The 16183-nt window shown below is 60.3% G+C and carries 15 protein-coding genes; 5 read left to right on the top strand and 10 right to left on the bottom strand.

What is annotated here, in order from left to right; all coding sequences use genetic code 11:
* Window positions 1-99 precede the first annotated feature (99 nt).
* Window positions 100-2409: an FdhF/YdeP family oxidoreductase gene (locus tag DXXMK7_RS12525; protein WP_038919389.1), complete on the bottom strand. Its 2310-nt coding sequence runs from the start codon at window positions 2407-2409 to the stop codon at window positions 100-102.
* A 203-nt stretch (window positions 2410-2612) separates the two neighbouring features.
* Here DXXMK7_RS12525 and DXXMK7_RS12520 point away from each other — a divergent pair, with 203 nt between their 5' ends.
* A complete protein-coding gene (locus DXXMK7_RS12520) occupies window positions 2613-3512 on the top strand; it encodes a LysR family transcriptional regulator (RefSeq protein WP_038921016.1) in 900 nt (299 codons plus the stop codon).
* 139 nt (window positions 3513-3651) lie between these two features.
* Here the strand turns inward: DXXMK7_RS12520 and fabI are convergent, their stop codons facing one another.
* The 6 genes from fabI to sapA all read right to left on the bottom strand — a co-directional run bounded on the left by fabI (window position 3652) and on the right by sapA (window position 9969).
* Window positions 3652-4443, bottom strand: a complete 792-nt coding sequence (gene fabI / locus DXXMK7_RS12515) for an enoyl-ACP reductase FabI (RefSeq protein WP_038668297.1) — start codon at window positions 4441-4443, stop codon at window positions 3652-3654.
* Window positions 4444-4594: 151 nt separating this feature from the next.
* Entirely contained in the window at window positions 4595-5410 is an 816-nt protein-coding gene (sapF, locus tag DXXMK7_RS12510) for a putrescine export ABC transporter ATP-binding protein SapF (protein WP_038668299.1), read from the bottom strand.
* Window positions 5410-6402: a putrescine export ABC transporter ATP-binding protein SapD gene (sapD, locus tag DXXMK7_RS12505; RefSeq protein ID WP_038668301.1), complete on the bottom strand. Its 993-nt coding sequence runs from the start codon at window positions 6400-6402 to the stop codon at window positions 5410-5412. The genes sapF and sapD overlap by 1 nt, the downstream gene beginning before the upstream one ends.
* 15 nt (window positions 6403-6417) lie before the next feature.
* Entirely contained in the window at window positions 6418-7308 is an 891-nt protein-coding gene (sapC, locus tag DXXMK7_RS12500) for a putrescine export ABC transporter permease SapC (RefSeq protein ID WP_038919388.1), read from the bottom strand.
* Window positions 7295-8260 carry a putrescine export ABC transporter permease SapB gene (sapB, locus tag DXXMK7_RS12495; protein WP_038919387.1) on the bottom strand — a complete coding sequence of 322 codons (966 nt, stop codon included), beginning with the start codon at window positions 8258-8260 and terminating at the stop codon, window positions 7295-7297. The genes sapC and sapB overlap by 14 nt, the downstream gene beginning before the upstream one ends.
* Window positions 8257-9969 carry an ABC transporter substrate-binding protein SapA gene (gene sapA, locus DXXMK7_RS12490; RefSeq protein WP_038921014.1) on the bottom strand — a complete coding sequence of 571 codons (1713 nt, stop codon included), beginning with the start codon at window positions 9967-9969 and terminating at the stop codon, window positions 8257-8259. Before sapA ends, sapB begins: the two co-directional genes overlap by 4 nt.
* Window positions 9970-10251: 282 nt before the next feature.
* On the opposite strand from sapA, the gene zigA reads away from it, so the two are divergent.
* Complete coding sequence (zigA, locus tag DXXMK7_RS12485) at window positions 10252-11442, top strand: zinc metallochaperone GTPase ZigA (RefSeq protein ID WP_038919385.1); 1191 nt, start codon at window positions 10252-10254, stop codon at window positions 11440-11442.
* Between the two features lie 83 nt (window positions 11443-11525).
* Here zigA and DXXMK7_RS12480 read toward each other — a convergent pair whose 3' ends face one another.
* The 3 genes from DXXMK7_RS12480 to pspF form a co-directional block, all read right to left on the bottom strand.
* A complete protein-coding gene (locus DXXMK7_RS12480; RefSeq protein ID WP_231348801.1) occupies window positions 11526-12458 on the bottom strand; it encodes an arginase family protein in 933 nt (310 codons plus the stop codon).
* Window positions 12459-12637: 179 nt separating this feature from the next.
* Complete coding sequence (locus DXXMK7_RS12475; RefSeq protein ID WP_198677310.1) at window positions 12638-13582, bottom strand: helix-turn-helix domain-containing protein; 945 nt, start codon at window positions 13580-13582, stop codon at window positions 12638-12640.
* The gene (pspF, locus tag DXXMK7_RS12470) at window positions 13569-14561 is read right to left on the bottom strand and encodes a phage shock protein operon transcriptional activator (protein WP_038919382.1); all 993 of its coding nucleotides are present in this window, start codon (window positions 14559-14561) and stop codon (window positions 13569-13571) included. The genes DXXMK7_RS12475 and pspF overlap by 14 nt, the downstream gene beginning before the upstream one ends.
* A 219-nt stretch (window positions 14562-14780) precedes the next feature.
* Here pspF and pspA point away from each other — a divergent pair, with 219 nt between their 5' ends.
* The 3 genes from pspA to pspC all read left to right on the top strand — a co-directional run bounded on the left by pspA (window position 14781) and on the right by pspC (window position 16099).
* Window positions 14781-15446: a phage shock protein PspA gene (gene pspA / locus DXXMK7_RS12465; protein WP_038919381.1), complete on the top strand. Its 666-nt coding sequence runs from the start codon at window positions 14781-14783 to the stop codon at window positions 15444-15446.
* Between the two features lie 63 nt (window positions 15447-15509).
* Window positions 15510-15740 carry an envelope stress response membrane protein PspB gene (pspB, locus tag DXXMK7_RS12460; RefSeq protein WP_038668316.1) on the top strand — a complete coding sequence of 77 codons (231 nt, stop codon included), beginning with the start codon at window positions 15510-15512 and terminating at the stop codon, window positions 15738-15740.
* Window positions 15740-16099 carry an envelope stress response membrane protein PspC gene (gene pspC, locus DXXMK7_RS12455; RefSeq protein WP_038919379.1) on the top strand — a complete coding sequence of 120 codons (360 nt, stop codon included), beginning with the start codon at window positions 15740-15742 and terminating at the stop codon, window positions 16097-16099. The genes pspB and pspC overlap by 1 nt, the downstream gene beginning before the upstream one ends.
* The last annotated feature ends 84 nt before the right edge of the window (window positions 16100-16183 follow it).

Genomic DNA, 16183 nt, shown 5'->3' with positions numbered 1-16183 from the left:
AATAACGACGAAACAATCCGTTGTCGTTGGTTGCTGGCAACCAGTCATGGATGGGGGATGTATCAGCCGGGTATGAAAGAAACCACCCGGCCCGATGCATCAGGCAATGCGTTGCAGCGCTACGGCCTCACTGGGCGTAATGCGTACCGGCACCGATTTGGAGGTCGGCGTAAAGGTGTCTTCGCCGTAGCTGGACAGCGGCACCAGTGGATTGGTTTCCGGGTAGTAGGCCGCCAGATTACCGCGCGGGATATCGTAGCTGACCAGCCGGAAACCGAGGACTTTGCGTTCGACATGGTCATGCCACAGGGTTTCGATATCCACCCGGTCGCCGTCCTGCAACCCAAGAGCGGCAATATCCTCCGGGTGCATGAACAGCACGTCGCGCTGGCCGTACACGCCGCGGTAACGGTCGTCCAGTCCATAAATGGTGGTGTTGTACTGGTCGTGGGAGCGCAAGGTTTGCAGCGTGAACGGCGCGGGCGCGTCGCCGGAAACGGGCACCACGCTGTCCGGCAGCGGCGCCGCGCCGAAACGGGCGTTGCCGGTGGCGGTGTTGAAACGGTATGCCGCCGCCGCGTTGCCGAGCCAGAAGCCGCCCGGTTCGGCGCAGCGTTGATTGAAGTCGGCGAAACCCGGCAGGGTGGCGGCGATGTGATCGCGGATCAGGTTATAGTCGGCGGCCAGCGCCGGCCAGTCGAGCCGGTCACGCCCCAAAACCGCGTGGGCGATGCCGGCGACGATGGCGGTTTCCGAGCGCTGCTGATCCGACAGCGGCGGGCTGATGCCTTCCGAGGCATGCACCATGCTGAACGAGTCTTCGACGGTAACAAACTGCGGGCCGCTGGCCTGCATGTCCCGTTCGGTGCGGCCCAGCGTCGGCAGAATCAGCGTATCCTGCCGCGCGGTAATCAGGTGGCTGCGGTTGAGCTTGGTGCTGATGTGCACTGTCAGGCCGCAACGGCTTAGCGCCTGTGCGGTGCGGTCGGTATCCGGCGCGGCGGCGGCCAGGTTGCCGCCCAGCGCGATCAGGACCCGAATCTCATCACGCAGCATCGCTTCCAGCGCCTGTACGGTGTTGTGGCCGTGGCCGCGCGGCGGGGTAAAGTTGAAATGACGCGCCAGACTGTCGAGCAGCGCATCAGCGGGTTTTTCATCGATCCCCATCGTGCGGTTGCCCTGTACGTTGCTGTGACCACGCACCGGGCACAAGCCGGCGCCCGGCTTGCCGAGCTGGCTGAACAACAGTTGCAGATTGACGATTTCCCGCACCGTCGCTACCGAATGCCGGTGCTGGGTGATGCCCATCGCCCAGGTGCAGATCACCCGTTCAGACTGCTGATAAATGCCGGCGACGTAGCGGATCTGCGCTTCGCTCAACCCGGACTGCTGTACGATTTTGTCCCACGAGGTGGCGTCCACCTGTTGCAGATACGCCGCCACGCCGTCGGTGTGCTGGTCGATAAAGGCCTGATCGAACAGTCCCGCTTCGCCCGCGGCCAGCCGCTGGCGGTGGGTTTCCAGCAGCGCTTTCACCATGCCGCGTACCGCCGCCATGTCGCCGCCCAGATGGGGTTGCAGATAGGTTTCGCTGATGGTGCCGGACAACGGCGTCAGCAGTTCCAGCGGGTTCTGCGGGTTGGCGAAACGTTCCAGACCGCGCTCGCGCAAGGTGTTAAACGCCACGATATGTGCGCCGCGATCGGCGGCATGACGCAGGCTGTGCAGCATACGCGGGTGGTTGGTGCCGGGGTTCTGGCCGAAGACGAAAATGGCGTCGGCGTGTTCGAAATCCTGTAGTCGCACCGTGCCCTTACCGACGCCGATGCTCTGTTTCAGCCCGGTGCCGCTGGCTTCATGGCACATGTTGGAGCAGTCGGGGAAATTGTTGGTGCCGACCATACGGCCGAACAACTGATACAGATAAGAGGCTTCATTACTGGCGCGGCCGGAGGTATAGAGTTCCATCTGGTCCGGGTGGTCCAGTTCACGGATATGGCGGGCGATCAGCGCGAACGCGTCATCCCAGTCGATCGGCACGTAGTGGTCGTGTTCACGGTCATAGCGCAGCGGATGGGTCAACCGGCCCTGATACTCAAGAAAATAGTCGCTCTGGCGGCGCAACGTGCTGACGCTGTGTTCGGCGAAGAACTCTGGCCCGGCGGCTTTGCGGGTGGCTTCCCAACTGACCGCTTTAGCGCCGTTTTCACAGAAGCTAAAGGTGCTGCTGTTGTCGTCGCCCCAGGCACAGCCGGGACAGTCGAATCCTTTGCTTTTATTGACCCGCATCAAATTGCGGATATTTTTCAGGGCCTGTTTGCTGTCCAGGACAAAACGGGTGGTGGCTTCGAGAGAGCCCCAGCCGCCCGCAGCGGCGCGGTATGGCTTGATGGAGGATTTGAATTTCATGATTCGCTACGCAGGTGATGATGTTTTAAGTATGTAAAAAAATCTTTAAATCTTTGCTTGCTAACCAAGAGTGTAGGCGGCGGTCGGTATGGCGTCTAATCAAAGGGAGTGATAGTGGGATAGAGGCGGTTTATCGCGGCGTCGACCCCTGACGCAGATGGCGCGGTGGTATACTGACCCGGCCCGCAATGTTGGAGAACCTGATGGACATCAAGCAACTTATCTACTTGTGCAATCTGGAAAAAGAGCGCCATTTTGGTCGAGCGGCCGAAGCCAGCTTCGTCAGCCAGCCGACGCTGTCGATGCGGTTGAAGAATCTGGAACGGGAACTGGGGCTGTCGCTCATCAATCGGGGCAACAATTTCGAGGGGTTTACCGCCGAAGGCGAGCGGGTATTGGCCTGGGCGCGGGAAATGGTGTCGGTGTATCAGGGACTGCGGCTGGAGGTGGCGTCGCTCACGCGCGGCACCAGCGGGTTGCTGCGTATTGGCGTGGTGCCGCAATGCAGCATGGCGCTGCCCGAATTGCTGGCGGCGGTCAGCCGTGCCTACCCGGAGATGGACTATCAGGTATCGCTGTTCAGCGCCGATCGGTTGCTGGAGGCGCTGACCGCCCACACGGTGGATGTCGGGATCGGTTTTTTCGAATTGACCACGCTGCGCGAGCTGCATTTTCAGGCGTCGTCGCTGGCGGAGCAGGGCGCGTCGCTGCTGTATCATCCGCGCCATTTTCCTGAGCTGCACAGCGACAGTCCGCTGACGCTGTCGGATCTCGCCAATGTTCCGCTGTGTCTGGCTGAACCCAGTCGTTATTTCCGCCGCTATCTGGACAGTCAGTTCCGTGAAGCGGCAATCACGCCGCGAGTGCGGGTGGAAAGCGCCTCGGTGCTGCAATTGATTCAAAGCGTGTTTGTCGGGCTGGGGTGCGGCATTGTGCCCAATGGCAGCCTGTTGCCGGCGATGACGCCGGCGCTGGCCTGGCGAGCGTTGACGCTGGCGCCGATGCCGCGTCATGGCGCGGTGGTGATCGCCGAAGCCGGGCGCGCCACTATGCTGGCGCAGCATTTCTTTGAGGCGGCGCAGCAATGGCTGCTGGACCGCTAACGTAACGGCGGCGATTGGCGATTTTACTGAGAAAGAAAAGACGAGAAACAGCGGAGAGTACAGCAAACCGACAGAGAGCCGCGGAACTCACCACGCGGCAATCCTATGCCGGACCGCTGTCCGGCATAGGGCGACGAGATTAATCGTTCAGTTCCAGCTCGTTCATCGCGGCGATGCTGAAGCCGCCGTCAACGTGCAGAACTTCGCCGGAGATACCGGCGGCCAGGTCGGAGCACATGAAAGCCGCGGCGTTGCCTACGTCTTCAATGGTGACCACGCGACGGATCGGGGTGACCGCTTCGCAGTGAGACAGCATTTTCTTGAAGTTCTTGATGCCGGACGCCGCCAGCGTGCGGATCGGACCGGCGGAAACCGCATTGACGCGCACGCCGTCGCGGCCCATGGCGTTGGCCATGTAGCGCACGTTGGCTTCCAGCGACGCTTTCGCCAGGCCCATCACGTTGTAGTTCGGAATGGCGCGCTCGGCACCCAGGTAGGACAGGGTCATCAGCGCGGAATTCGGGTTCAGCATGCTGCGGCAGGCTTTCGCCATCGCCACAAAGCTGTAAGCGCTGATGTCGTGAGCGACGGCGAAACCTTCGCGGGTGACGGCGTTCACGTAGTCGCCGTCCAACTGGTCGCCCGGTGCATAGGCGATGGAGTGCACGAAGCCGTCAAATTTCGGCCAGACTTTCGCCAGTTCGGCAAACAGGGCGTCAATGCTGGCATCTTCCGCAACATCACACGGTAAAACGATGCTCGAACCAAACTCTTTGGCAAACTCTTCCACACGCGGTTTCAGCTTGTCGTTCTGGTAGGTGAACGCCAGTTCGGCGCCTTCGCGGTGCATCGCCTGGGCGATACCGTATGCAATGGAGCGGTTGCTGGCAACGCCTGTTACCAGAATGCGCTTACCGTTAAGAAAACCCATGGCAGTATCCTTTGTGATCATTGTTGCTGCGATCATCGTCAATAAAAATAATTATTTACCATGATCGGTGTGAATAAACCGGGCGATTCTAGCATGTGTGTCGGCTAAAGAAGTACTCCAACCACTTATCCTGCTGTCTCCGCCCGGCTAGTCAGACGTGGCTGCTGTCGCGGCGCCAGGCGTCGGCGCTTAGTGCTTCGCCAAAGTGACTGGTGATCAAACGCTTGGTCAGGTCGTGCAGCGGCGAGGCCAGCACATCGGCGGTGCTGCCGCGCTCTACCACTTCGCCGGCCTGCATCACCAGAATCTGGTCGCTGATGTGTTTCATCATGCCCAGATGCTGGGTGACATAAATATAGGAAATGCCGTGTTTTTCCTGCAGCTCCAGCATCAGGTTGATGATCTGGGAACGCACCGACATATCCAGCGACGCCAGCACTTCATCCGCCACGATGACCTTGGGCTGCAGGATCAATGCCCGCGCCAGCCCGATACGTTGTTTCTGACCGGGCGCCAGCGCGTGCGGGTAATAGGTGGCGTGATCGGCGCGCAGGCCGACCTGTCGCAGCGCCAGGTTAATGGCTTTTTCACGCTCCTGCGGCGTCAGGTCGGTATTGAGCCGCAGCGGCAATTCCAGTAACTGGCCGATGCGCTGACGCGGGTTGAGCGAGTTGGCCGAATCCTGAAAGATCATGCGAATACGCTGGCTACGGTAGTTATAGTCGCCATATTGCAGCGGATGATCGTCGATCACCAATTCGCCGGAGGTCGGCGGGATCACGCCGGTCAGCATCTTGGCCAGCGTAGATTTACCCGAGCCGTTTTCGCCGATGATCGCCAGCGTTTGCCGCTCCCGCAGCGTAAAACTCACCGATTTCACCGCTTCGACGTGCTGACGCCGGAACCAGCCGGTGCGGTAGCGGAAGGTCTTGGTGAGGTTACGGGCTTCCAGCAGGGTTTCCACCATCAGGATTCCTCCATGTTGAGCGGGAAGTGGCAGGCGTACCAGTGAGTTTTCACCGGGATGAGCGGCGGCGCCGTCATGCACTCTTTTTGTGAATAAGGGCAGCGCGGCCCCAGACGGCAACCCACCGGCAGGTGCGCCAGCGATGGGATCGCCCCCGGCAGCGCGTTAAGGCGGCTTTTGTGCGGCAGCGAGCAGCCGAAGTCCGGCATGGCGCGAATCAGCGCCTGGGTGTAGGGATGATGCGGCGCGCTGATCAGCTCATCGCTGACCGCGCTTTCCACCGTCTGGCCGCAGTACAACACGTTGATGCGGTCCGCCCATTTGCTCATGGTCTGCAAATCGTGACTGATCAGCAAAATGGTGGTGTTGTTGTTCTGATTGAGCCGGGCGAGCAGGCGGAAAATCTGCGCCTGCGTGGTGGCTTCCATCGCGTTGGTCGGTTCGTCGGCGATCAGCAATCTGGGCTGATTGGCGAGCGCGATGGCGATCATCACCTTCTGGCATTCCCCTTCGGTCAGTTCGTAGGGGAAGCTGCGCATGATGTCTTTGTGATCCTTGATGCCGACGCGGTGCAGCAGCTCGATGGCGCGGCGCTTGCGCCAGTTGAAACGCTGCCACCAGCGGCCTTTGTAAGTCCAGCCGGGGATCGATTGAATCAACTGACGGCCGACGCGGGCGGAAGGATCCAGACAGGACTGCGGCTCCTGAAAGATCATCGACATGTTGTGCCGCACCAGTTTGCGTCGCTGATGGGGCGTGAGTTGCAGCATGTCCACGTCATCGAAACGAAAACGGTCGGCGGTGATACGCCAGTTTTCCTTGTTGATGCCGCAGATAGCCTTGGCGATCAGGCTCTTGCCGGAGCCGGATTCGCCCACCAGTCCGCGAATTTCTCCCTCGTTGAGGCTGATGCTGACGCGATCCACCGCTTTCACCGGGCCGTCCGGCGTGAGGAATTCAATGGTCAGATTACGAATTTCCAGTAATGCCATGGTGTTGTTCCGTCACTATTCGGTTTGAGCAAGCAGGGCGCGGCGAATGCCATCCCCCAGCAGGTTGACGATCAGCACGCTGAGCGTGATGGCCGCGCCGGGCAGCATCACCGTCCAGGGCGCGGCGTAGACCAGTTCCAGCGAATTACCCAGCAAGACGCCCCATTCGGTGGTGGGTAACTGCGCGCCCAGATTGAGAAATCCGAGCGCGGCGATATCCAGAATGGCGATGGAAAGCGCGCGGGTCACTTCGCTGACCAGCAGCGGCAGGATATTGGGCAGCACCGCGTACCAGATAATGTAGCGCGTGGAGGCGCCGTCCAGCCGGGCGGCGGTCACATACTCTTTTTCCAGTTCGTCATGCACCGCGGTATAAATCGTGCGCACCATACGCGGCAGCAGCGCCATCCACACCGCCAACATGGCGTGCGTTAACTGCGGGCCGATAAAGGCGATCACTATCATCGCCAGCAGCAGCGAAGGAATCGACAACAGCGGGTCGAGAATGTGGTTCAGCACCGCGGAACGCAGGCCGTGGGTCACCCCGGCCAGCAGGCCGATCAGAATGCCGGCCAGCATAACGGCCAGCGTGACCAGCAATGCCGAACCAAACGTCGGCGCCGTGCCGCTCAACAGTCGGCTCAGCAGGTCGCGCCCCAGATCGTCGGTGCCGAGAAAAAACGACACTTCGCCATAGCGCGACCAGGAGGGCGGCAGCAACTGGTAACCGAGAAACTGCTGATCCAGCGCGTAGGGCGCCAGCGTATCGCCGAACAGGCACAGCCCCAGCAGCAACAGAAACCCGTAGAAACCGACCATCGCCATCCGGTCCTGGCGGAACACAGTCCAGGTGTCGCGCCAGCGGCTGGGAAGCTCTTTCTCGCCGTAGATGTTATCGGAGTGCATACCATTCCTTATGTTTCAGCGGGTTTGTCATGGCGCCCCAGATATCGGACAGCACGTTGATGGTGATCACCAGCGCGCCGACCACCATCACCCCGGCGGCGATCGCCGCAAAGTCCTGCTGGCGGATGGCGTTGACCAGCCAGCGGCCGATGCCCGGCCAGTTAAAAACCACTTCGGTGATCATCTCCAGCGTCAGCATGGTGGAGAATTGCAAACCCAGTTGCGGAATGATCGGCGGCAGCGCGTTGTGCAGCAGGTGGCGGCGAATCACGGTGGAACGCGGTAGCCCGCGGATAACCGCCGCTTTGATGTAGTTCTGGGTGCCGACCTCGGTGGTGCTGATGCGCATCAGTCGGATAACTTCGGTGGTGGGGCCGACCGACAGCACCAGCACCGGCAAAATCAGGTGCTGTATGGCGCTGGCGATCATCTCTTCCCGGTAGGGCGAATTGGACAGCCAGGCGTCGATCAGCGCGAAGCCGGTCACCTGCGGCACCGGGTAGAGCAGGTCGAAACGGCCGGACACCGGCAGCCAGCCCAGATGCAGCGAAAAGAACAACGTCATCAGCAGCGCCAGCCAGAACACCGGCAGCGAAAAGCCCAGCAACGCCAGCGCGCTGATAATCCGATCGGCGGCCTTGTGCTGGAGTACGCCGGTGGTGATGCCAAGCGGAATACCCACCAGCAGCGACAGCGAAAACGCCAGCAGACAGAGCTCGATAGTCGCGGGCAGCACATCGCGCAGCTGTTCGCTAATCGGCTGTCCGTTGGTGCTGGAAACGCCGAAATCCCACTGCAGCAGGCTGGCGAAATAAAAGCGGTAGGCGTCGAGCAGCGCCGCGCCGCTGAGCGGCGCATGCGGGGTGTAATACATCAGACTGAAGCCGATCAGCGACAGCAGAAATAGCGTGACCAGCAACAACAACAGGCGACGAAGCGTAAAGATAATCACGGTTGTTCTCCCTGGATCGGCGCGCTGGAGGAGGGATCCACGGCGGAGCCATCCGGTTTTTCCTCATTTTTTTCTTCACTGCCGTCATCGCGATAGACGCCGGCGAAGGAGGCGTTGCCGAACGGGCTGAGCACCAGTCCTTTCATGTCGTAGCGATAGGCCTGCATCCGCAACGACGACGCCAGCGGCAGCACCGGCAACTGCTCGGCCAGAATGTGGTGCGCCACCCGATAGTACTCCATGCGCCGGGATAGTTGCTGGGAAGAGAGCGCGTCCTGCAGCACCTGATCAAAGCCGGGGTCGCACCAGTGGGCGTAATTGGTCTGGGAGCGGATGGCGGCGCAGCTCAGCAGCGGCCGGAATACGCTGTCCGGGTCGTTGCTGTCGGTGGCCCAGCCCGCCAGCGTCAGGTCATGGTTCATCTCCATCAGGCGCGCTTCCTGAAAACGCCCTTCCACCGGAATGATGGTCACCCGGATTCCCACCTGCGCCAGATCGGCCTGAATCAGTTCGGCGGTTTTCACCGGACTGGGGTTGTAGGACTGCGAGGCGCTCGGCACCCACAGTTGCAGTTGCAGGTTGGCGATCCCCAGCTCTTTCAACTGCTGGCGCGCTTTCTCCGGATTGTATTCGGTGACCTGCGCTTCGTTATCGTAAGCCCAGGAGGCGCGCGGCAGGATCGAGGCGGCGGTTTCCGCGGTGCCGTAGTAGATCGACTGCATCAAACGGTCGTTGTTGATCGCCAGCGCGATGGCGTGGCGTACGCGGGAGTCGTTCAGCGGTGGTTTACGCACGTTGAACGCCAGATAAGCGACGTTCATCCCCGGTCGCAGCGACAGCCGCAGGCGCGGGTCGTTGCGCAGAATAGTCAGCTGGCTGGCGGCCGGGTAGGCCAGCACGTCGCACTCGCCGGTCAACAGTTTGGACAGGCGGCCGGTGCCGCCGGAGCCGAGGTCGACCAGCACTTGTTCCATACGCGGCAGGCCGCGCCAGTAATCGTCGTTGCGTTTTAGCCGCACGTACTGCCCGTAACGGTACTCATCCAGCCGGTAAGGGCCGGTGCCCACCGGCTGACGGTCAAGCAGTTCGCGCCGGTCCTGCTGGGTTAACTGTTGGGCGTACTCCGCCGACAGGATGGGCGCATAGTGGGTAGCCAGATGCCACAGGAACGAGGCATCGGGGCTGTGCAGACGGATCTCGATGCTGTAATCGCCCAGCTTGCGGATGCTCTGTACGTTGTCCGCCAGTTGCAGACTGTCGAAATAGGGGTAGTCGCCGCCGTTGACGTCGTGGAACGGGTGTTTTTTGTCCAGCATGCGCTGGAAGCTAAACAGCACGTCATCGGCGTTCATCGTGCGGCTGGGGGTAAACCAACTGGTGCGCTGGAACGGGACATCGCGGCGCAGGGTGAACCGGTAAGTGGAGCCATTGTCGGTGACGTCCCAGTGCTGCGCCAGTTCCGGCATCAGCCGGTAGGTGTACGGATCGACGCCCAGCAGGCGGTCATAGAGCTGGGCGGCCAGCGTATCCACCATCAGCCCGCTGCGGGCCATCTGGGGGTTGAACGTGCTGAGCACGTCATTGACGCAATAAACAAAACCGCTGTGGCGGATGGCTTGCGCCGGCGTCGGAGCGGCGGGCGGCGTTTGTGCCAGAACCGGCAGCGCCAGCCAGGCCAGCGCCAGTGCGAGAGTGTGTTTTCCGGACATACGGTGTTTTTTCAGGCAATCGGCAATATACAGAGTGTACCGCACTCTGCCATTCCGCCCAATTTCTTACGTTTATCTGCCGGTTTTTTCAGCAAACTGATGGGGTTGTCAGCAGGATTGACAACGATTCACTCACGGTACGTATTCGCTCACGGCGCGGTCGGCTTCGTGAATGCTGTAATTGTTATGTTATAACATATCAATTATGATAATGTGCGTGCCCGAGTAGCGGTCATCCCGTTTCGGGCCGTAGATCAATCATTTCTGAGCAGGAGCACGCGTATGCAACCTTTACCCGTCACGGTATTGTCCGGTTTTCTTGGCGCCGGCAAGACCACGGTGCTGAATCATATTCTGAATAATCGCCAGGGGCGTCGGGTGGCGGTGATCGTCAATGACATGAGCGAAGTGAATATCGATGCCGATTTGGTCAGCCAGGAGGTGACGCTCGATCACCGCCAGGAAAAACTGGTGTCGATGAGCAACGGCTGCATTTGCTGCACCCTGCGGGAAGATTTGCTGGTGGCGGTGCGCGAACTGGCCCGCACCGGCCGTTACGATTATCTGCTGATCGAGTCCAGCGGTATTTCCGAACCGTTGCCGGTGGCGGAGACATTTACCTTTGAAGACGAGCAGGGGCAGTGCCTGTCGGATTTCGCCCGGCTGGATACGATGGTGACGGTGGTGGATGGCGCCGGTTTCCTGTCGCAGTATCAGGCGGCGGAAAGTCTGCAATCGGTGGGGCAGAGCCTCGGCGAGGATGATATCCGCAGCGTGACCGACCTGCTGATTGAACAGATTGAGTTTTGCGATGTGCTGCTGGTGAGCAAAACCGATGAAATGACCGATAGCCAGCGTGATGAAGTGGTGGCGATTCTGCATACCCTGAATCCGTCGGCGCGTATTCTGCCGATCGCGCACGGCCAGGTGCCGCTGGACGAGGTGCTCAATACCGGGCGTTTCGATATGCAAACCGCGGCCACGGCGCCGGGCTGGCTGCAGGAGTTGCGCGGCACCCATACGCCGGAAACCGAACATTACGGCATCGGCAACTTTGTGTATCAGGCGCGGCGGCCGTTTCATCCGCAGCGTTTCCATGACTTCCTGAGCAAGGATGAATGGGGACCGGGCCGTCTGCTGCGTTCCAAAGGGTTCTTCTGGCTGGCGACCCGCCCGTTTCAGGCCGGTTCCTGGCATCAGGCCGGGGGCATTTTGCGCTACGGGCTGGCGGGCATGTTCTGGAAGGCGATTGCGCCGGAACGCTGGCCGCAGGATGAAGAAACGCGAGCGGCTATCAGGAATAAGTGGCAGGAACCGTTTGGCGATATGCGTCAGGAGATTGTGTTTATCGGTCAGCATCTGGATCAGGCGTGGATCGCCGCGCAGTTGGATGGCTGCCTGCTAACGGATGATGAATTGCTGGACGGCGTAGACAGCTGGCTGGAATTAGACGATCCGTTTGAGGCGTGGTGACCGCGCGGCGTTGTCCTGCCGAGCGCGATTATCGCAGGCGTCTGACCGTGCGCGCCTGCGATCAGATAGGTTTGGCTTACGGGCTATTTCTGCGGTCGGTTGCCCGGGGCGCCGATAAGCGGAAGCGCCGCCAGCATGTTTTTCATCGCCAGCGCATCCCACGGCAAATGCTCCGTAATGCCTAGCCCGACGATGTCGGCTATTTGCGCCACCTCGCCAAGCAGGCGAACAACCTGTTCGATGGTCATTGCGCCCTGCGAGACGCCGTCAAACGTCCCGGCGGGTGTGTCGGGATTGGCAAACAGCAGGGCGCGAAACACCGCGGGGTCCAGCACGTCAAGGTCCAGGTGGACGGCAAGATGTTTTGCGCCGGTGGCGGCGAACCAGTCCATAACGGGCTGGCTGCTCTCCGCCAGCTGTGCCGGACCGGCATGTTTTAGCCCCAAACGCGTGATAAACGCCGTTTCCACATCCAGCGTTGGCTGAAGACCGGCGAACATGACGTTTTCAGGTTTAAGCGGCCGCTTAACCGCGTGGACAAAATCCTTGTCGCCTTCACCGAGCAGGTTGCCGAGCACCATGGCGTGGGCGTGTTCGAACGCTTTCGGGGTCATGACATCAGGGTGCGCGTCAAGCCACAGCACCGCCAGATCGCCGTCATAGCGTTCGTTGAGATAGGCGAATGGCGCCAGATCCACCAGACAATCGCCGCCCAACACCACGATGCGATCGGGACGGTGTTGGTCGATGGTTTTCCTCGCCCGGCGCAGTTGCTCAAGCAATATGCCGCGCCCGCGGATGCCGTCTTCCAGCGCCAGCGGGGTATCATGCGGTGGCGCGACGTCTACTGTTTCAACCGGTCCCGTAGGATCAGGCGCCAGCCATGACAGCAACTGTGCGCCGAAGTAATAGGGCGGATTGTTGCCGCCCTGCCATTGGGGGAAGAGTAAGCGAAGCGTATTTGCATGGTTGATAGGCATGGCGTGGTTGACAGACAGGGTGTAGTTGACAGACATGGTGTGGTGACTCCGATTAGCACGCCAGTATTGAACGGCGCGGGAGAAGGGAGCGGTGGCATTGACGCATGCCCGCCGCGGTTGATGGCGCTGATTATCGCCATCGATCACGTCCGGCGCTTTGCTGTGCCGGCCAAACGCTGTGCCGGGGGCGTCAGATTGTCCGCATCCGGCGCGGTTTATGTCCGTTTAAGCACGTCCTGCGCGGACACGCCGAAAGCGCGCCGGAAGGCGCGGCTGAAGTGGGACAGATTGCTAAAGCCAAAACTCAGGGCGGCATCGCTGACGGTACGGAATTGACGGTGCCGGAGGGCGTCATGGCAGGCGGCGAGCCGTTGTTGCCACAGCCAGCGCATCACCGTGGTGCCTTCTTTGGCGAAAAGGCGGTTCAGCGTACGCGGCGAGACGTGCACCGCCTGCGCGATAACCTCGGGCGTGAGTGCGCGATTATCGAGATTGGCCAGCAAAAACGTCTGCGCCCGCCTCAACAGCTCGGTTTGATGCGAGTCGTGCGGTTCCCTGCCGCGGCCGTGCGCGGCTTCGAACGCGGTGTCCAGCACATCCAGTATGGAACCGATTAGCCTATCGCCGATCACGCCGGACAACGGCGCCGCCTGCCAGGCTTCTTTGACCAGCGAACCGGCGAGCTTTCCCAGCGGCGAGTGGCCGTCCAGCGTCATGTTCAGCAGCCGATCCGGGTTCTGAATATGCGATAGCACCAATCCGCGGGGAAGGGAAAAGACGATCTGGTCATCACCCTGAGGATACTGGCAGACATACGGTCTGGCGCCGTCGAACAGCACGATATCTCCGGGGCGCTGCCGTGATTGCCTCGCATGTTGGGTCACGTAGGCTTCAGCACACAATGAAAAGGCGATAAAAAAATCGTCGGTGTTTTCCTTTCCACGCTTTCCCTCGTACGCAATCGGCTGGGAGCAGATTCGGGTGACCGCTGCGCCGCCCAGCGGTTTGACGCCGAGCCGGCCGTCAAAACTCGCGTTGGTCAACTGCTGGTTGCAGGTGGGGCCAAACACCGAAGACGTCACTTCCCGCCAATAGGCAAAGCGATCCTTCTCTTGCAGGTGGTGTGTAGAAAATAGCCTTTCCATGTCATTCACTGTCATTGATGGCATGTTTCTTTAACAAGCCGCGAAACTGGTGGTAGGTCACCCCCAATAGTTCGGCCGCCTTGCGCTGGTTAAAGCGAGCCTGCGCCAGCGCCTGCTGCACCAGTTGCCGTTCCTGATCATGCTGCCAGCCGCGCAGGTCCAGCGGCAGCGCCGGGAGAGACGCCGATGCGGCGGTTTCCTTTTCGGGTATGAATGCCGCCAGCGGCTTGAACGGGTTGAGGATGATGCGATCCACCGGATCGCGGCTGTCGCCGTGCCGGTACAGCGAGCGCTCCACCACATTTTTCAGCTCGCGGATGTTGCCCGGCCAGGCGTAATCCAGCAGCGAGCGCTCCGCCTGCGGGCTGAAACCCGGAAACAGCGGCAGCCCCAATTCCCGGCACATCTGTACCGCGAAATGCTGCGCCAGCAGCATGATGTCCTGCTGGCGCTGGCGCAGCGGCGGCAGATGAACCACGTCGAACGCCAGCCGGTCCAGCAGGTCGGCGCGGAATTTCCCCTGTGCGGCCAGCGCGGGCAGGTCTTCGTTGGTGGCGCACACTAGCCGCACGTCCACCTGCAGCGACTGTCCGCCGCCCACGCGCTCCAGCACGCCGTATTCGATCACCCGCAACAGCTTTTCCTGCACCAGCATCGGCGCGGTGGCCAGTTCATCCAGAAACAGCGTGCCGCCGTCGGCGCGCTCAAAACGGCCCAGATGTCGCTTTTGCGCGCCGGTAAAGGCGCCGGCTTCATGGCCGAACAGTTCGGAGTCCAGCAGGTTTTCGTTCAGCGCCGCGCAGTTGAGCGAAATGAACGGCCCCTGCCAGCGGGGCGATAGGTAATGCAGGCGGCTGGCGATCAGTTCCTTACCGGTCCCCCGTTCGCCAATCACCAGCACCGGTTTGCTGAGCTGCGCCAGTTGCGACACCTGCTCCAGCACTTCCAGAAAACTGTTGGCTTCGCCCAGTAACGACTCTTGCTCATGCGCCATGACATTGCCTTGTATTTTTCACCACTTGTTAGTTAATTTGACCATAGCAAAGATAGCGCACGCTGTATACGCCGGTCGTTAATACGTTATTTATCAATGAATTATTTGATAAAGAAAAGTTGGCACGGCATTTGATTATGTCAGTGTGTCATCAGGCAACGGCTGATGGAGATAACGAACCGGGCGTCGCAGACGCCGGAAATCACTGAGGAGTAGAGTATGGGTATTTTTTCCCGTTTTGCCGACATCGTGAACGCCAATATCAATGCCTTGCTGGATAAAGCCGAGGACCCGCAGAAGCTGGTGCGGCTGATGATTCAGGAAATGGAAGATACACTGGTTGAAGTGCGTTCCACCTCCGCCCGGGCGCTGGCGGAAAAGAAACAGCTGGCCCGCCGCATTGAGCAGGCTCGTGGTCAGCAGGACGAGTGGCAGGAAAAAGCGGAACTGGCGCTGCGCCGCGAGCGTGAGGAACTGGCGCGCGCCGCGCTGGTGGAAAAACAGAAATTGACGGAACTGGTAGCGGTACTGGAACAGGAAGCGGCGGCGGTGGACGAAACGCTGGAACGCCTGAAACGGGAAATCGGCGAGCTGGAGAATAAGCTGACCGAAACCCGCGCTCGCCAGCAGGCGCTAACGCTGCGTCATCAGGCCGCCAGTTCATCCCGCGATATCCGTCGCCAGCTCGACAGCGGTAAACTGGATGAAGCGATGGCTCGCTTTGAACAGTTCGAACGCCGTATCGATACGCTGGAAGCCGAAGCGGAAAGCGTGGGTCTGGGCAAACAAAAATCGCTGGATCAGCAGTTTGCCGATTTGAAGGTCAGCGATGAGATCGATGCGCAACTGGCGGCGCTGAAAGCCAAAGTAAAACCGGCGGAGTAATCGCCACCGGCTGCCGCTGCGGCGGCAGCCTTGCCGCATTACCATAATAATTAAGGAGAAAAAATGGGTGCTCTGGTAATGACAATGATTCCGCTGACGGTGTTTCTGCTGTTTGTGGCGCCGCTGTGGCTGTGGCTGCACTACAGCCAGCGCCGCAACCGTGCGCCGCAATGGGATCCGGCTGAACAGCAGCGGCTGACCCGGTTAACGGAAGATGCACAGCGTATGCGCGAGCGGATTGACGCGCTGGAACAGATTCTGGATGCGGAGCATCCCAACTGGAGGCAATCCTGATGAACACCCGTTTTGAGCGAAAACTCTATCGTTTGCCGGAAGAGGGCATGATCAAAGGCGTATGCGCCGGGCTGGCTCGTTATTTTGATGTGCCGGTAAAGCTGGTGCGCCTCATCGCCGTGCTGTCGATTTTCTTCGGTCTGTTTCTGATTACCGTGGTGGCCTACATTATTCTCAGCTTCGTGCTGGACCCGGCGCCGCCGGAGGAATATCAGCCCGCCGACGCCGGCGTTTCGCCGAACGCGCTGCTGGATCAGGCGGATGCGATACTGAGCGCCAGCGAGCAGCGGTTGCGTAACATTGAACGCTATATCACGTCGGACACGTACGGCCTGCGCAGCAAGTTCCGTCAGCTATAATCGCCACGCCGGCCGACGGCTGGCCTATCTCTTCTGCGGGATTCGGCGCCCATCGAATCCCGTACATGATGTTGTCGTTTTTCA

This window comes from Dickeya sp. MK7 (assembly GCF_000406305.1).
Lineage (GTDB): Bacteria > Pseudomonadota > Gammaproteobacteria > Enterobacterales > Enterobacteriaceae > Dickeya > Dickeya fangzhongdai.
The sequence above is the reverse complement of the archived record's forward strand: the minus strand, read 5'-3'. Positions and strand labels throughout refer to the sequence as shown.